The organism is Arachidicoccus ginsenosidivorans (assembly GCF_007971385.1).
Classification (GTDB): domain Bacteria; phylum Bacteroidota; class Bacteroidia; order Chitinophagales; family Chitinophagaceae; genus Arachidicoccus; species Arachidicoccus ginsenosidivorans.
Genome location: NZ_CP042434.1, coordinates 5,205,239 through 5,221,414, shown reverse-complemented (window position 1 = coordinate 5,221,414; position 16,176 = coordinate 5,205,239). Strand labels below are relative to the sequence as shown.

The 16,176-nt window shown below is 40.4% G+C and carries 14 protein-coding genes and 2 pseudogenes; 13 read left to right on the top strand and 3 right to left on the bottom strand.

What is annotated here, in order from left to right:
- Positions 1–40 precede the first annotated feature (40 nt).
- The 8 genes from FSB73_RS20905 to FSB73_RS27070 all read left to right on the top strand — a co-directional run bounded on the left by FSB73_RS20905 (position 41) and on the right by FSB73_RS27070 (position 6,907).
- The gene (locus tag FSB73_RS20905) at positions 41–790 is read left to right on the top strand and encodes a hypothetical protein (protein ID WP_146786777.1); all 750 of its coding nucleotides are present in this window, start codon (positions 41–43) and stop codon (positions 788–790) included.
- A gap of 126 nt (positions 791–916) precedes the next feature.
- Positions 917–1,669, top strand: a complete 753-nt coding sequence (locus tag FSB73_RS20900; protein ID WP_158639644.1) for a TerB family tellurite resistance protein — start codon at positions 917–919, stop codon at positions 1,667–1,669.
- A gap of 170 nt (positions 1,670–1,839) precedes the next feature.
- Entirely contained in the window at positions 1,840–2,904 is a 1,065-nt protein-coding gene (locus tag FSB73_RS20895) for a conjugative transposon protein TraJ (protein ID WP_225974234.1), read from the top strand.
- A gap of 123 nt (positions 2,905–3,027) precedes the next feature.
- On the top strand, positions 3,028–3,666 hold the full coding sequence (traK, locus tag FSB73_RS20890) for a conjugative transposon protein TraK (RefSeq protein ID WP_146786768.1): 639 nt from the start codon (positions 3,028–3,030) through the stop codon (positions 3,664–3,666).
- An 89-nt stretch (positions 3,667–3,755) separates the two neighbouring features.
- Complete coding sequence (locus FSB73_RS20885; protein WP_146786765.1) at positions 3,756–4,670, top strand: hypothetical protein; 915 nt, start codon at positions 3,756–3,758, stop codon at positions 4,668–4,670.
- Complete coding sequence (gene traM / locus FSB73_RS20880; protein WP_146786762.1) at positions 4,637–5,932, top strand: conjugative transposon protein TraM; 1,296 nt, start codon at positions 4,637–4,639, stop codon at positions 5,930–5,932. The genes FSB73_RS20885 and traM overlap by 34 nt, the downstream gene beginning before the upstream one ends.
- Before the next feature lie 115 nt (positions 5,933–6,047).
- Positions 6,048–6,506, top strand: coding sequence for a DUF4138 domain-containing protein (locus tag FSB73_RS27075; RefSeq protein WP_158639643.1), 459 nt, complete (start codon positions 6,048–6,050; stop codon positions 6,504–6,506).
- Positions 6,497–6,907, top strand: a complete 411-nt coding sequence (locus FSB73_RS27070) for a DUF4138 domain-containing protein (protein WP_146786756.1) — start codon at positions 6,497–6,499, stop codon at positions 6,905–6,907. The genes FSB73_RS27075 and FSB73_RS27070 overlap by 10 nt, the downstream gene beginning before the upstream one ends.
- 278 nt (positions 6,908–7,185) lie before the next feature.
- On the opposite strand, the pseudogene FSB73_RS27065 reads toward FSB73_RS27070, so the two are convergent.
- Positions 7,186–8,345 (bottom strand): annotated as a pseudogene (locus FSB73_RS27065) (RNA-guided endonuclease TnpB family protein); the annotation flags it as partial.
- Between the two features lie 966 nt (positions 8,346–9,311).
- On the opposite strand from FSB73_RS27065, the gene FSB73_RS27830 reads away from it, so the two are divergent.
- From FSB73_RS27830 to FSB73_RS20840, 3 genes and pseudogenes are all read left to right on the top strand, one after another.
- Positions 9,312–9,527: a tyrosine-type recombinase/integrase gene (locus FSB73_RS27830; RefSeq protein ID WP_394344859.1), complete on the top strand. Its 216-nt coding sequence runs from the start codon at positions 9,312–9,314 to the stop codon at positions 9,525–9,527.
- Between the two features lie 96 nt (positions 9,528–9,623).
- Positions 9,624–9,851, top strand: a complete 228-nt coding sequence (locus tag FSB73_RS27825; protein WP_158639641.1) for a tyrosine-type recombinase/integrase — start codon at positions 9,624–9,626, stop codon at positions 9,849–9,851.
- Positions 9,852–9,853: 2 nt separating this feature from the next.
- A pseudogene (locus tag FSB73_RS20840) lies at positions 9,854–11,006 on the top strand (IS91 family transposase).
- A gap of 175 nt (positions 11,007–11,181) precedes the next feature.
- Here FSB73_RS20840 and FSB73_RS20835 read toward each other — a convergent pair.
- Positions 11,182–11,757 (bottom strand): UPF0236 family transposase-like protein, encoded by a 576-nt coding sequence (locus FSB73_RS20835; RefSeq protein ID WP_225974233.1) that lies wholly within the window; start codon positions 11,755–11,757, stop codon positions 11,182–11,184.
- A 13-nt stretch (positions 11,758–11,770) separates the two neighbouring features.
- Here FSB73_RS20835 and FSB73_RS20830 point away from each other — a divergent pair, with 13 nt between their 5' ends.
- The gene (locus FSB73_RS20830; RefSeq protein ID WP_192904079.1) at positions 11,771–12,106 is read left to right on the top strand and encodes a hypothetical protein; all 336 of its coding nucleotides are present in this window, start codon (positions 11,771–11,773) and stop codon (positions 12,104–12,106) included.
- A 975-nt stretch (positions 12,107–13,081) separates the two neighbouring features.
- A complete protein-coding gene (locus FSB73_RS20825; RefSeq protein WP_146786738.1) occupies positions 13,082–15,046 on the top strand; it encodes a glycoside hydrolase family 97 protein in 1,965 nt (654 codons plus the stop codon).
- A 507-nt stretch (positions 15,047–15,553) separates the two neighbouring features.
- Here the strand turns inward: FSB73_RS20825 and FSB73_RS20820 are convergent.
- A complete protein-coding gene (locus tag FSB73_RS20820; protein ID WP_146786735.1) occupies positions 15,554–16,165 on the bottom strand; it encodes a hypothetical protein in 612 nt (203 codons plus the stop codon).
- Positions 16,166–16,176: the final 11 nt, after the last annotated feature.

Sequence of the window (16,176 nt, the reverse complement as noted above, 5' to 3'; positions counted from 1 at the left end):
CAGTTAGCAATCGTATAAAATATCACTAAAAATAGAAACAGTGGAACTAAGCAAAATAATAAAGCAAACAAATAAAAGGCAGCCGCTGCTAAAAACAACCGTAAAAATGCACCACTATTTTAAAATAAGCAGCCTTAGAAAGATTTTACTGCTGGTCAGCCTCTTTGGGATCGCTGCCGCCATGAGCCAGGTGCAGGCACAGACATTCAGTGAATGGTTTAAGCAGAAAAAGACCCAGAAAAAGTACCTGCTGGCACAAATTGCCGCGCTTGAAACCTATGCCATCGCCGTAGAAAAGGGCTATCAAACGGCGCGCTCTGGACTTAGTACTATCTCTGATTTAAAAGAAAGTAATTTTTTACAGCATGCCATTCATTTTAATACAATGACGATGGTCAGCCCAGAGGTTAAGAATAACCCCAGGGTGGCGGCCATAGCCGCCATGGAGGACAGAACCGCAGGGATGCTGAAGCGACTTATGGCACGTAAAGATTTAAATCGATGGCTAACCACTAAAGAAAATGCCTCACTAAAATCGTTTCAGCAACAAACAACAAAAGAAGCAGCCAAAGAGCTTAACTACCTGGAGCTATTGGTGACTGACAATACGCTTCAAATGACAACCGCGGAGCGCATCCAGCAAATTGAAACACTTTATGGGAAGGTGAAGCGCGACTATAGTGACATCCTGGTTTTTATCAGACACAGCGAAGCCTTGCTCCAGAGCAGACAGCACCAGGCTGCTGAATCAGTGTGGCTAAGGCAACTATATGGAATTGAAGCGGATTAAACAGCTAAGAAGAAAAAGCACGGCTTAACAGAATAGATAGGGGAGCTGATAACTTTTGTCGAACAATGCTCCAAAGCAGGTAGGTATAATGAAAATTTTAAATAAAAGGATTATGCAAAAAAAATATTGGGCAAAGTACTTATGCTCGGGCTGTGCAAAACAGGCCTTTTATTAATGGGTGGTTGCTGCATGACTACTGGGATAAAAGTAATGGTCAGATCCGGGGCAGAAGCACCTGACGCGTATATTATTGAGGAAAATTCTAATCTGATCCTCTCTTTAATTGAAGCATTTACTCCTAAAGTATATGGACAGTCAGCAGCCGTCCAGCAACTTTTGCTGGACGTAACCAAACTCTCCCAGTTTAAGCAGCTATTAAGTGATTTGCAAACGTCCTATGAGATCCTGAATAAAGGGTATAGTACAGTGAAACAAATTGCTTCAGGTAATTTCAGCCTGCATGAAGCCTTTATAGATGGCCTTTTACTGGTCAATCCCTCCATTGCCAGATATCGCAGGGTGCCGGATATTATCACAGATGAGCTTAGCCTTGTGAAGCAGTACAAAAATGCCTTTACCTATTTTAAAAGTTGTGGAAAGTTCAGAACCGCTGAATTGAATTATTTAGGTAAGGTTTATAACAACTTGGTAAACAAAAGCGTAGATAATATAGATGCACTTGCTACCGTATTAACGGGGGGTAAACTTCGGATGTCCGATGATGAACGTATTACAGAAATTAACCGACTTTATAAGGACACCCATAATATGCTTCGATTTCTAATGGATTTTAATCGCCGGGTGAGCAGTTTAGCGCGTATGCGAGAAAATCTGACTAAAGATCTCAATAAGTACCAGCAAATGCAGGGACTGAAATAATTCTATGCGCAAGATGAGCCATATGGAAATTAACTATACACCTTAAGTAAAAATAGAATGAACAGGTTCATAAGCATTAAAAAGCAAAGGAAAATGAATGCTACTTTAAAATAAAAATCAACCCTAATCTTAAAAAAGGCTGGAGTAGCAAACGCATTCAATGGATAGCATTGTGGCTACTCTTAATAGGGCTAAGCTTTTTCCCGACGACAGGTCACACTGCAGACAATGTCAGCAGCAGCAGCGGTGGGGGCCTGACGGGTCTTTACGGTGTACTGGACGGCCTCTATGATGAGATGATCCCGATGGCGGAAAGGCTTATCGGAGTCGCCAGAGTGCTGGCCGGCTTTGCAGCTCTCTGGTATATCGCCGTTCGGGTCTGGCGTCATATCGCCAGGGCAGAGCCTATTGACTTTTATCCGCTGTTGCGCCCCTTTGCGTTGGGCCTGGTCATTTTGTTTTTTATGCCCATGATAAGCCTTATGAATGGGATCTTAAGACCCATTGATGTGGCCACAAGATCACTTGCGGGGGACAGTAAGCGGGCCATCCTGCTCCATATTGAGCACCAGCAGGCCTTGGCAAATAATCCGGCGCCGGCCGGATTAGTCCCCACAGACAATCATCTGAGTGAATACGAACAGCCTGATGGAACTGGAGAAATACCCATAGATAATACTGACAGCACCGGCTTTTCAGCGGGGCTAAAATCATCCTTTTCTTTTTTAAATATCCAGCTCACTTTCAAGACGGTAGTTGTTTCTCTTGTAAATATTATTTATGAAGCGGCAGCTCTTTGTATTAATACAATAAGAACCTTTTATCTGATTATCCTGGTGATATTAGGTCCCATTGTATTAGGCTTAAGTGTATTTGATGGATTTAAACATACGCTTTCCAACTGGTTTGCACGCTATATAAATATCTATATGTGGCTACCCGTAGCCAATATATTTGGAGCAATCACCTCTAAAATCCTGGAGCATATGTTGACAATCGATCAGGATTTTTTTAGCAGCTCAGCCTACGTCATTTTTATGTTGATTGCCATTGTGGGATATACCACAGTGCCCAGTATTGCCAGCCATATTGTACATGTGGCCGGCCAGCATAGCCTGCTTACCCGGATAAATACCATTACCATGGCCTCTTCTGAAAAAACGGTAAGTATGGTAAAATCGGCTGGCACCGAAAGTAACCACAGCGTCCGCAGCGCAGGTGGCCAAGGATTTTAAGATAAAAAAGTAGGCATTGAGTTTGGATAATAGGTTATCTTTTTATATAAATTAAATATTCAAATAATAGTTATAATCTATTTAATATCAATACAAAATTTAAAAACTAAAACCCCCTATAATATGTTTGAGCAGTTAAAAAACATCGATAAGGCCTTTCAGCATGTCAAACGTTTGACGATTATAGTTGTTATTGCCTCCATGGCAACTTGCTGCTATATGGTGGCCAAGAGTTACCAGATGGTCAGCCGTGCAGCGTCCCGAATCTATCTTGTAGCGAATGGTAAAGCCATTGAAGCCTTCTCTGCTGAAAGAAAGGAAAATATACCTGTTGAGGCAAAAGATCACATTAAGATGTTCCATCATTATTTTTTTAGCCTGGATCCAGATGAAAAGGTGATTAATGCCCATATTGCCGAGGCACTTTATCTGGCTGATGGCTCCGCCAGGTCCAAATACCAGGACCTGAAAGAAAGTCATTATTATGGTGAAATTATATCCGGCAATATCAGTCAGGAAGTTACAGCGGATAGTATACATTTTAATATGAATCAGTATCCCTATTATTTTAAGTATTACGGTACAGAGAAGATCATCCGCCCAACCGTTATTGTTACCCGCAGTTTGGTTACAGAAGGCTTTTTGCGCAACATAACCCGAAGTGATCATAATCCACATGGTTTTTTAATAGAACGCTGGCGCGTTCTTGAAAACCGGGATCTGCAAACAACCAACAGGGGCACAGGTCGCACTGGGTATTAAAGCAACCCCGAATGCGTAACACTTACAAGTGGTAATTCAGGTTGGTACAATAAAATTAAATATTCATCAATTAAAATTGTATTTAAATTATGGAAAATATTGATAAGCAATATGTAAACAAAAATAAAAATAATATTGAAAAGCCAGATTTATGGCAGGATATACGTCAATATTTGGAACAGCCTCGATGGTCAAATACGGAAGAATCCGGTAAGCAACTCGGAAATGATTCGAGTCAAGATCTGCAAAATGGTCGGGAAGATTTGTGCAAAGTTAATCTGGGTGGAGAAGAGAATCAATTCGCTCAACAGGGTCAGAACATGGACCAGTATCAGAAACAAAATTCCGATCAAGACCAGTTACCAATAGTAGAATTTGGGTCGACTGCCCATAATTCTACCAATAAAACTGATTTTAGCCCATCTTCTGATAATTTATTTAGTTCAAATAAATGTTATAATACTACTAATTATCAGACAGATAAAGAATATAATTTAATGAATAAAACCTTATCTTCTAATACTAAACTAAGGCAAAACTCATCTATTGTAATTACTGCTGAGCTGAAAAAGAAGCGGCAGTTACTTTTGGTATTACCACTACTTGTCCTGCCTTTTGTTTCTATGGCTTTCTGGGCACTGGGGGGTGGTGGACTGGCGGCAGTGAACTCGGATGGAAATAATAACGACAAAAGCAAGGCAACAGGAGCCGGTATAAATACCACAATTCCAAAGGCGGATTTAGCCAGTGGTATGTCAGATAAGATGACGGCCTACCGTGAAGCAGCAAAGCTGGGTGCTGACCGGTATAATGCAAAGCAGCAGGATGGTTATTACCGAGGCAGTGATAGCCTAGACGTTTTAGGAAGTTTTGCCTATCCAAATGCTACTGATAGTCTGGGGCATGCCGGGGGTAAATCCCAGGATTTGATTTTGGGCGAGGATTGCTATGAAGATCCCAATACCTTAAAGTGGAACAAAAACTTGCGGCTTTACAAAAAATAATAGCAAGCGCTGGAAAATCCATGGGCAGATCCAGCTGGCCACCTGAACAAGGAAGCTATCCAGCAACTTATGGGCTACATCCAGGAGCAGTAGCGACTGGAGCGGCCGACAATGCCAACAAGCTGATTGAATTGAACCGACTTAAGACAATGATTGCTGCTTCAAATGACCTGGGTGACTCACAACAGACCAATCAGATTAATAGCATGTTGGATAAAGTACTGGCCATTCAGCAAGGGTATCCGTATGGTAAAAATCAGGCGGGAGGGCAAAAAGTGGTGCAAGCAGAGGTTGAAAGAAATGTTGCAGGAAGTGAGGAAGGAGCGCCATTAAGTAAGGCAGACTTATTAGTTAAGGGTGCCGGCAATAATGTTGAGCGTAGCCAGTCGGGCATTATCTACCACCTGACCCCGGACAAGACGGAGACTAAAGTGCCGCTATTGTCTATACCTAATAAGGATATATACGCACGTAGTCAGCTTGATAAGGAAGAGCCGATAAAGAAAAGCGAGTGGGTGGATAAATTGGATGGGCAGAAGCAAAGGATGGACTGCGAGATGGAAAGCCCAGGTTTAAATACCGTTCAACTTGCTGATTATAAGTCTAATAATAATCCAACCAATAACAAAATTAAAGAAAAATTACCGGCTGGGTCTATAAAAGGCGCCTTTTATGATATTGATGGTAATGGTAGCAATGATAATGGTGGAGATGAAAGCTATGATGATCCTGCTTATGAGGATACTTATACTACTGATAACAGAAATGGCATTGATAAAAAAGCCAAGCATCAGAAGGTTACGGCCCTTACAATCCCTGCATCCGTGGCTACTAATCAGACCATTGTTAGCGGTGGCACCGTAAAGTTACGCCTGGATAAGGATATCCACTTAAATGACATGCTGATTCCTAAAGGAAGTTTTGTCTTTGGTAACTGCCAGGTAAGAGGTGAGCGGTTGCGTGTGGCCATAAATCATATCAGGTATAAAAAACAGTTGTTACCGGTGAACCTTACCGTATTTGACTTGGATGGTTTGGAAGGAATACATATTCCGGGATCAATAAACCGGGATGCAGCCAAGCAAGGGGTAGATAGAGGACTTAGTAGTGTAGAGCTGATGTCCATGGATGCCAGCGTGGCTGCTCAGGCAGCCTCAGCTGGCGTTGAGGCCGTTAAAGGCTTATTCTCCAAAAAAGTTCGACTAATAAGAGTTACTGTTAAAGCAGGTTATCCCATTTTACTAGTCGATGGTAAGGGGTAGTACCGGATAATAATATTTGCCCGAATAAGCCGCTTGTCCGGTGAAAATAAACATGATTAAAAAATAGAAATGACCTATAGAATAAATAATTATGAACAACATTAAGTTTAGGAAAATGAAAAAGAATGCAAAAAGGCCTACGAAAAAGGCTTTAAGTAACTTGCCCGCAGGTTTATACTGGATGGCCATCATATGGGTGCTGGGTTTGATTATACCCTGTAGGATTTGGGCGCAAAATAGGGTGGCAATTGAGCAGGCCTGGTCGACACCCATTGTGGCTGCCAGAAATTTAGCGGTTAGTTGTAATATGACCTGCATGTTAATTTTCCCCGCAGCCATACAGAGTGCGGATAGAGGAGCAGTCTATGTACTGGCAACCCGGGTAGCGGGGGCGGAGAATGTTTTAAAAGTAAAAGCAGGTAGATCCGGATTTGCGCCGTCCAGCCTGACGGTAATCACCAAGGATGGGCAGGTGTATGCTTTTAATGTGTCTTATAAATCCGACCCCCTTATCTGGTATTGGATTTTAGGCACGAAAAGGAAAACCAACAATTGCCAGAAAATGTGCGCGTAAATGACCAGCAACAGCAGCAATTTATTCCCAGAAATAGTATGAATGCTGAATATTCAAAGGTTGGCAAATCAGGGAGTGTCCAATTTTCGGGGGTAGCACTTAATAATGCTGAAATGGGTATGTGTATGGAAACCATTAAAGATGAACCCGCATTTATTAAAAGTGTTCATAAAAGCAAATTTGGCGTTGCTTTAAAGTTGGAAGGCATATATTTTAATAAGGAGGTGTTGTTTTTTAAGTTTAGATTGCACAATAAGGCTGGTATTCCATATAAATTTGAATCTCTTCGTTTATTTATACGAGACAATAGACAGTCGAAGCGAACAGCAATCCAGGACCAGGAAATGGAAAGTTTGGCCATAAAATCATGGGGTTTACCTGAACAAATAACAACAGCGTAGGTACAATTGTAAATGGACAGCAAATTATTGTGGCTGTACCTCGCTTTACAATAACAGACGGCAAACAATTGGCGATAATCTTGAGGGAGGAGAATGGTGATCGCAATATGACGTTAAAGGTAAAAGAGAGGATATTTAGGAAGACAAAGGATCTTCAATTGTCAAATTTGGCAAAAAGAAGGACAAAACTTTAGTTAGTAAAAGAGATTTGCCTTAAAATTAGATTTTATTGTACGAAACCTCATGGTAGCTAAGCGAAGATTAATCTTCACTTAAACTTACCCCTTCGGTTTATCAGGCTTCACAGACTCCTCCAATGAAGACGCCTCCACCTGTTTGGGTTTACCCTCCGACTGAGTACCGCAGCCGGACATTATTTTTAAGCCTTCGGCTAATATATTTTTAGCGGCATTAATATCCCGATCATGATGTGCTCCACAAGACTGGCAGGTCCACGACCTGTCAGCCAGGGTCAGATCCTGCTTAATCCAGCCACAGCCAGAGCAGGTCTTACTGGATGGATAGAACCGGTCTATTTCAATATAGACCCGGTCATGCCATGCACATTTATACTTCAGTTCTGTACGGATCCTTCCTAAGGAAACATCCGCCAGGGATTTTGCCAACTTATGATTTTTGATCAGATTTGCAACAGCTAGATCCTCTACACACAGAATATCATGGTTCTTAACAATCTCTGTAGTTATTTTGCTGATAAAATCCTTTCTCATATTGGCTATCCGCTCATGAAGCAACGCCACCTTTTTTCTTTGGCGTTGCCTGGAATTACTTCCTTTTTGCTTCTTTGCAAGCTGTCTTTGTTCATAGGCAAGCTTTTTCTCAAGTGATTTAAATGCTTTAATATTTTGTATATGGTCCCATCTGATAAGATAACCGCCTCTTTTATGCCCAAATCAATTCCAGCCTGTTTACCGGTCTTCTCAAATGTTTTTTTTGTACCTGCTACAGTAAGAGATACATAATATTTATCCGTAGGTGTTTTGGAAATGTGCATGTACAGGATCTTCCCTTCTACCTCCCGGCTCACATGCACCTTGATCCAACTATCAAGCTTAGGTATCTTTATTTTACCGTCTTTAAATTTAAAGTTTTGGGGTATTTTAAAACATTGCCTGTCATATTTGGATTTAAACGTTGGGTGCGCACTGACCTTTTTAAAATAACGGTTAAATGCACTTTCTAAATCCTTAACTGACATCTGCAGTGATTGGGCAATCATTGCGCCCAACCACTTGGTTTCCTCCTGCTTTTTCAATACAGGTAGCATAGCGTTCATTTCCTTAAGGTGCAGGCATCTTTTTTCGTTCTTATATACTTTATTATGCCATTCCAGCATGTAATTATAGACATAGCGGCTACAGCCAAATTGATTGGCCAAAAAGCGCATCTGCTCCTTATTGGGGTAGATGCGAAACTTATAGCCTTTTATGTAGGGTTTAGTCATTGTCTATTCATTCATTTTCTAGTAGGCATAAAATGCCTATAACAACACAGTGGTAATCATCTGCTGTATTACCCTGCTGTATCACCTTATTGATTATTTAAACTACTTTATTGAGCTTGCTTTTTGGCAAAGCGGCAAAGCTTAATTACTTACTTTAGAAAAGAGCGGCTGTATTATATTAAACCTGTTAAAACAGTTCTTCTGCTACAAGCGCTACTGATTTCTAATGCAAAGATGAGAAAAATGAAATGAATCACCAAGAAAATTACCAAAAAATTGGTGGAGAAAATTCCCGTTTTTTAGCATTTCTAAAATGCGCTGGTGGCGGGTATTACAGAGGATTATTTTATTTTTGGAGCAAATTCCCATTTTTTCGCGAGCTGATTTTGCGGATTTTTATTGATAAATGCGCTTTAAAAAGCTGCCTGCCTACAAAATTGGTATTCTTGTATTTCTAAGCGAGTGTTAACATAATGTGGATAATAACCAGTAGTGTAAAGCACTCCATTTTCAATGGAGTGCTTTTTTTGCTTTTTTAACTCTAATTAAATATGCAAAATTACACTACGGTTAGCCCTATTAGGCCTAAAAGAATTACTATTGTTGGTGAGCTACCAGAAATGTAGAAGGTTTTTGTGATCTTAAGGTCAAACTAGAGAAGAATTTAGTGATTAATGGCAAGTCCGATAGCACCTGCGTTAACTATATTCGGCATTTGGCGCATATGGCACTGCATTTTAATGAAAATCCACTTCGACTTTCAGCTGATCAGGTGACCGATTATTTGTACCTAAAGAAAAAATCCAAGAACGTCTCCAAGACTTTTTTTATTTTAACCGTCCATGCACTGCGTGCCGCTTGCAAAGTTTATGACCTTCCTTATGAGCATTTCAAATTGCCAAAGCTTCCAAATGCAAAAAATTACCAGTCGTGCTGAATATGAAGGAAGCCAAGGCCCTGCTTATTGCAGTCGCTCATTACAACAAGGTATATGCCTTAATAATCGCCTTAATGCTTGACTGCGGTTTACGTATCAGCGAAGTTCCTGCCTTGGAAGTTGGTGATATTGACTTTGAACGCTCCAGGCTTCATGTACGAGAAAGTAAGCGAAACAAGGATCGGAGCATCCCTACCAGCAAAGGAGTCCTTGGATAGTTAAAGACACACCTTGATTATTGGAGTCCCCAAAAATTTGTATTTGAAGATCTTAAATATTCAGGTTGTGCTATTCCTATTGCAGGAATCAATCAGGTGCTTAAGGCAGCCGTTAAGGCTGCTGGGATCACTAAAAAGGTGACTCCGCATAGCTTACGCCACAGCTATGCCACCTTACTCGTTGAAAACCATACACCTTTGCCCTCCGTTCAACAATATATGGGACATTCAGATATTAAAACAACCATGATTTATCTTCAACTAGTTTCCATCCCCGTCCAGAAAGAGGTTTCTCCTGTTGATCTAGTCTTCAATCTTCAGTAATTATGGTTCCCAAATATGTAATGGCGGATATTCTAAATAAATATTGGTCACAGATACGGCAAAAGAGTCATCTTAATAGCTGGCAGCTAAGAGCGCTTAGTGCTATTAAAAGATGCAGGACAGCATCCCTTGGAGGGCATATTGATGGATGTACTAATTGTGGGCAATTAGTAGTGTCCTATAATTCGTGTAGGAACAGGAATTGCCCGAAGTGTCAGGGACAAAAAAGGGAAGAATGGATTCAGGCTCGGGAGGAGGAACTCTAGCCAAAACGGGTGCCTTACTTTCATGTTGTCTTTACGATTCCAGACACTTTAAACAGATTTTGTCTGTTTAAAGGTAGGGTATTGTATGATATCTTATTCAAAACAGCCTGGAGTGTTATTAATACCTTCGGACATGATAAGAAATGGTTGGGTGCACAGACGGGCATGATCGCTATTTTGCACACTTGGGGGCAGACGTTAAACTTACATCCACATTTGCATTGCCTGGTACCTGGCGGTGGGCTCACTAAGGATGGAAGATGGATTATGTCCAAAACGCAAAGCAAATACTTGTTTAATGTCCAAGCCATGAGTAAAGTATTTCGAGCCAGATTTATAAGCGAACTGAAAATTCAAATCCCCGATCTATTAACGCAGGATCTAATAAACGAACTCTATGGCAAGAACTGGTTGGTGTATGCAAAACGACCATTTGAATCTGTACACTCCGTGATTGAATACCTGGGAAGGTATACGCACAAAGTTGCTATTAGCAACCACCGGCTGCAGGATGTCAGCGGAGGTAAAGTAAGTTTTTCATATAAAGACTACAAGGAACAGGGCAAAAAAAAGGTGATGACACTTGAGGCTACTGAATTTGTCAGGCGTTTTGCAATGCACATTTTAGACCGGGGGCTCGTTCGCATACGCCATTACGGTTTTCTTAGCAATGCCTCAAAAAAAGATACCATTCCTTTAATCAGATCGTTACTACCGGAGAAGAAAGTCAAAAAGAAAAAAGGCCCAAAACCTGAATTCTTTAATCCACGAAAATGTCCATGCCCAAGGAAGAGAGACGCTTGAAAAGCTGGTCAGCGTAGATCATAGAGGACCTCCTATTGAAAGTCAGAAGGAAAGGGCGGAGGATTTACTGAAAATGGTCGTTTAAAAACCCGTCCAAGCCGGCCTAAGGGCGGAGCTATGCCTAATCATATAGAAAATAGCCATTTAGGGCTTAAAAAACGGGTAGAAATAACTGAGATTGCTTACCTAAAATGATAAAATATTGATTGCTATATTAGTAAGCAGGTCAAGGCCTGCCGGGGCGTACGACAAATATCCCTTTAAGATGCCTTTTTGATTAAATCTATTAGCAACGGCCATTCCCCGCTTAAATATGCCACGCGCAGGGTGACCATCGCTTGCAATCCGGCCATAGTCCATCGTTGTCCAGAAAGTTTTAGACGCTGTTGAATTACTTTTCGATGAGCACTTTCTATTGGTCCTGATCCGATCAGATAGCCTTTTTTCCGAAAAGACCCGTACTGCATTCGGTGTTCATGTTTTGTGAAATAATTGATTTCGCGTTCCAGTAAATCTTCTTGCTTTGGTTGGATTTTTTTGAGTCGATTTAATTCTTTAATGACTGCCTGCACGTCATCTTGAAATAGATGAGCTTCTTGCCCCTTAAGCCATCCGGATTTTTCTTGTTTTGTCAATATGGGGCTAACCACATCTGATAAGTGTTCCTTCGCATGAAAGTAGTCTACGATTTGAACGCTGTCTTGATAAGAATCTTCTACTCGATTCCAGATCCAGGTTGCGCCGTCGCACAAGAAGACTCTTTTCTTTTTAGGGATTTCATCTATATGGGCTTCCATTTTGTCCCAGAATTCTTTATGATTCCCTAAATGAGCCACATATCTTAAAGGGATGGAACAAGGGCAAATCAGACCATTTGAGCCGTTGAAACTTAATTATGATAAATGGGCAGAAGTTGATCATTATGTAAACTTTATTATGAAATTCGAGGATGCTCAACGGGTGAAGAGTCTAGGACAATTTTTGTCTGATTATAACTCCGAACTTTCCTTAGAGATTTTGGCAACTGTTGATTATATTATCGCTGAAAATCCAGGTTATTCATTTGATGAAGTTATGGAGTGTATTGCAAATTGGAATTTACGCAAGAAAGAGTTGTTTAAGAAGGAATTTGTTCAGACCTCCTATAATTATTTAAAAAATTACGCTTCTGAATTTTCTTTTTGATTTGTAAAAGATAATGCCTGTAGTAACAACAAAAATGATTATTTGGACTATTTAATTTATTCGTTTTTTGTTTTAATTAGGAGGTTATAATTTTAAATTCTTCTGCAATTTGTTTTAGATAATTCCTATTTAAACCTAACGCTCAAAATAATGATTTCTAATTCAAATCGAATCCATTTTGCGTAAACTACTTTGGAGTGTGGTGAAACAATAACTATCAATATTCTGTTGATAATTATTTGAAGCTAACAAAAGGTATTTATGAATTGATGATTGACTGGCAAAATGCTGCTTTTAGTGTCTTAGAGAAATCCATTCATTTTGACCTCCAAAATAAGCAAAACAATATAATATAATATAATAGCTTTTCATCTTAAAGATAGATCGCGAGCTGTAAATGTGCATGAGTTTTAAATATTGCTGTCAATGTTCCTCAATAGTGTCAATTTTTCGGATAATTGCCTAACTTAGAGACCACTGTTATTTGGACAAGTTAAAGGAAATCCTTTTTTCTTATTTTAGAATGGGAAAGGATGGTAAATATTTATCTATATACCAAATAAAGTTTTTTAGGTAACTAGTGGTTCATAAGGACTTATGTGACTAATAGTGGGAGTTTAAAACAAAAATTGAATTATTTTGTAGGAGTTAGTTTATTTTTAGGCAAATATTCAGATGCGCCTGAGTGGTATCAGGCGGATTCATGTTAAGTCCAGCCTGAAGTTTTTAAGAGGGACGTTGCGACTCGGAAGTTTTGGCTTATACTTTAAATTATGGATAGGGAGGAGCCTCCAGATTTTAGACGGATTTGAGGCGGATATGAGTGGGAATTTGAGTGGGAATTTATGAGGAGGTTACTTTGTAACTTAAGTACTGTATACAGAATCAGGTTTATTTCAGGTCAGGGTTATACATTAAATTAGCGTATCGACAGCATTATAAAAACTATTTTAATCATAAGTTTATAATTCAACTATGCAATTGCAAAAGAAAATCACGTTATTACTGTTTTTATTATTGGGACTCTACTTCCAGAGTAATGCCCAAAGTAAAAAGTTGGATCTTGTCTCCCCAAATGGACAGCTGAAAGCGTCCATTGAGTTGGGCAATAAAATTTATTACTCCGTCTTTGCAGCAGACCAGTTGCTTTTAGACAAAAACCACATGGGCTTAGATCTGGGCGACGGTGTATTAGGGGAAAATCCTCAGTTAGTATCCGCCAAAAGATCCACCGTCAATAATGTGATCAAACCGTATGTTTCTTTGAAGTTCTCCAGCGTGACCAATCATTATAATGATCTGCTACTGAGCTTTAAAGGTGGTTATCAGGTAGAATTCAGGGCCTTTGACGATGGCATTGCCTACCGGTTTATTACAGACAAAAAAGGGACTATTCAGGTGCATAATGAGGATTTTACCCTAAACTTCCCCAAAGACTATGAGCTGACATTACAGGAGTGTGGTGGCTTTAAAACCTCTTATGAAGAAAGGTACCAGCAGGTAGCTTCCCTTACCTGGAAGCCAACGGATAAAATGGCGCATCTGCCGGTATTAATTGATACAAAATCACCCTATAAAATTCTGATCAGTGAATCAGATTTACACGATTATCCCGGTATGTTTTTAAAGGGTAGCGGCCAAAATGGTGTCAAAAGTGTTTTTCCACCGGTTCCCTTAAAGTTTGGCCCGGATGGTGACCGCAGCCTGAAAATATTACAATCAGCAGATTATATTGCTCAGACAACAGGAACGCGCAGTTTTCCCTGGCGTTATTTTGTAATTACCTCAAGTGATGGCCAGATCCTTGAAAATACCATGACGCTACGTCTGGCAGGTAACAGCAAAATAGCTGACCCATCCTGGATTCAGCCAGGACAGGCCAGCTGGGAATGGTGGAACGGTGCTACACCTTATGGCCCAGATGTAAACTTTGTATCCGGTTATAACCTGGATACCTATAAATACTTTATTGACTTTGCTGCTAAATACGGAGTGAAGTATATTGTAATGGATGAGGGTTGGGCCAAAAGCACAACCGATCCATATACCCCCAACCCGAACGTAAACGTGAAGGAACTGATCCGTTATGGTAAAAGCAAAGGCGTGGGCATAGTACTTTGGCTGACCTGGCTTACGGTTCACAACAACATGGATCTGTTTAAAACCTTCCATGAATGGGGCGTCAAAGGCGTAAAAATTGATTTTATGGACCGTAGCGACCAGTGGATGGTCAATTATTATGAGGATGTAATTAAAGAAGCTGCCAAATACCACATTTTTGTGGATTTCCACGGGGCATTCAAGCCTTCCGGTCTGGAATACAACTATCCCAATTTGCTTTCTTATGAAGGTGTCCTTGGGCTAGAGCAAATGGGTAATTGTACACCTGATAATAGCACCTTTCAACCCTTTATCCGCAATGCAGTTGGACCAATGGATTTTACCCCGGGTGCCATGATCAATATGCAACCAGATGTGTACCGGGCAGAAAGGCCCAATGCGGCGGCAGTCGGTACAAGAGTCAATCAAATGGCACTCTATGTTGTTTTTGAAAGCGGTATCCAGATGCTCTGTGATAATCCAACCCTGTATTATCGTAATCCCGACTGTACGGCCTTTATTACCAGTGTACCCACCACCTGGGATGAAACCAGGGCCCTGGAAGCCAAGGCGGGTGAGATTGCAGTAGTCGCTAAGCGTAAAGGCCAAAAGTGGTTTATAGGTGGCATTACTAATGGCAAGGAAAAGGAGCGGGAAGTTACCCTCCATTTTGATTTCCTGGCAAAAGGCAAGACTTATACCATGACCTATTTTGAGGATGGCATCAATGCAGGCCACCAGGGGATGGATTACCGCAAAAAAACAAAGCAGGTAAAAGCCGGAGATACAATGACCATTAAAATGGTGCGTAATGGTGGTTGGGCAGCTGTATTGCAGTAATCAGACTGATACAGCTTGTTAATAATGAGGTGTTTAAAATGGGAAAGTTAAAAGTTAAAAAAGACGACAAAAGAAAGAGAAGTCAATTGTATTATAGCTCCTATTTTACTTTCTTAGAAAAATAAATAAGTGTCAGTGATATGTACAACAGGCTTTGAGTGCTAGGCATAGCCTTCAAGGCCTGTTGTCGTTTTATGGATGATGGAAATAAATTAACTTGTTTATTTTAACGGGTGCATCCGTAAATGTGTGAATCCGTAATAGATGCACAAACAGACAGATATATTGTTTCTATTCGTATCATTTCTCTGAACGATTTTGTAAATACTGCGAACGTCTTTGCTTTAAATCATTAGGAAGGGCTAAGTCCCCCCCCCCAAGAATTATATTAAAAATAATCCTAAAGTAGTTTGTGACACGTTAACCTTGTTTGGCGCGAGTAATTGGGCGGGTCGTTTTAAATTAAGATGATGAATGGACAAATAAGAACTTGCTCACACTTACCGGTCACATAAAATCCAAAATAACCACAATTGGATGATCTCCTGATAGATACATGATGTTGCAATGATCCCCGATACGAGGGATAAGGTGTTTGTTAACTAAAGTGCAGGCTACTAGCTTCAGCGGAGATTTCCCCTTTTGGTTAATCAGTAAATGTAGTTTTAAAAAGGGGTGACGGCCAATAAAGGCCCCTGTATAACCCACTCCTTGAATGGTTGCCTGTCCCATTTTACCCAATTCAAATAACACTAACAGTCTTTGTAAAAAATCAACAGCCTGATCTGCATCCTGATTTTGATGACTCGTCGGGATGGAGCTGGCTGGAGTAGTAACTGATGTCGCTTGTGCGCTCCCATTAATCCGCTCTTTTACTAAGTTGGTCTCGCCAAGGTCAGGAGATTCAGCGACTAATCTGTTAGTTGGATTTTGTTTAATTACTGCTTTTGGTCGCATAATGCAATAAATAATAACCAGAGCTGTAACCCCCAAATAAATAAGACTTAGAAACTCAACCAGCTGCCTGAGCCAGGTAGTAGGAGATGGGGTGGACTCCCCCAAAAATATATTGTCTGTAGGGTAAGGCATATGATGCCATAGATTACCCATATTACCCATACCACACTAGC

Coding starts and splice junctions, on each gene's coding strand:
- traK (WP_146786768.1), top strand. CDS start 3,028: ATGTTTGAGCAGTTAAAAAACATCGATAAGGCCTTTCAGCATGTCAAA.
- FSB73_RS20885 (WP_146786765.1), top strand. CDS start 3,756: ATGGAAAATATTGATAAGCAATATGTAAACAAAAATAAAAATAATATT.
- FSB73_RS27075 (WP_158639643.1), top strand. CDS start 6,048: ATGAAAAAGAATGCAAAAAGGCCTACGAAAAAGGCTTTAAGTAACTTG.
- FSB73_RS27830 (WP_394344859.1), top strand. CDS start 9,312: ATGAAGGAAGCCAAGGCCCTGCTTATTGCAGTCGCTCATTACAACAAG.
- FSB73_RS20830 (WP_192904079.1), top strand. CDS start 11,771: ATGGAACAAGGGCAAATCAGACCATTTGAGCCGTTGAAACTTAATTAT.
- FSB73_RS20825 (WP_146786738.1), top strand. CDS start 13,082: ATGCAATTGCAAAAGAAAATCACGTTATTACTGTTTTTATTATTGGGA.
- FSB73_RS20820 (WP_146786735.1), bottom strand. CDS start 16,165: ATGGGTAATATGGGTAATCTATGGCATCATATGCCTTACCCTACAGAC.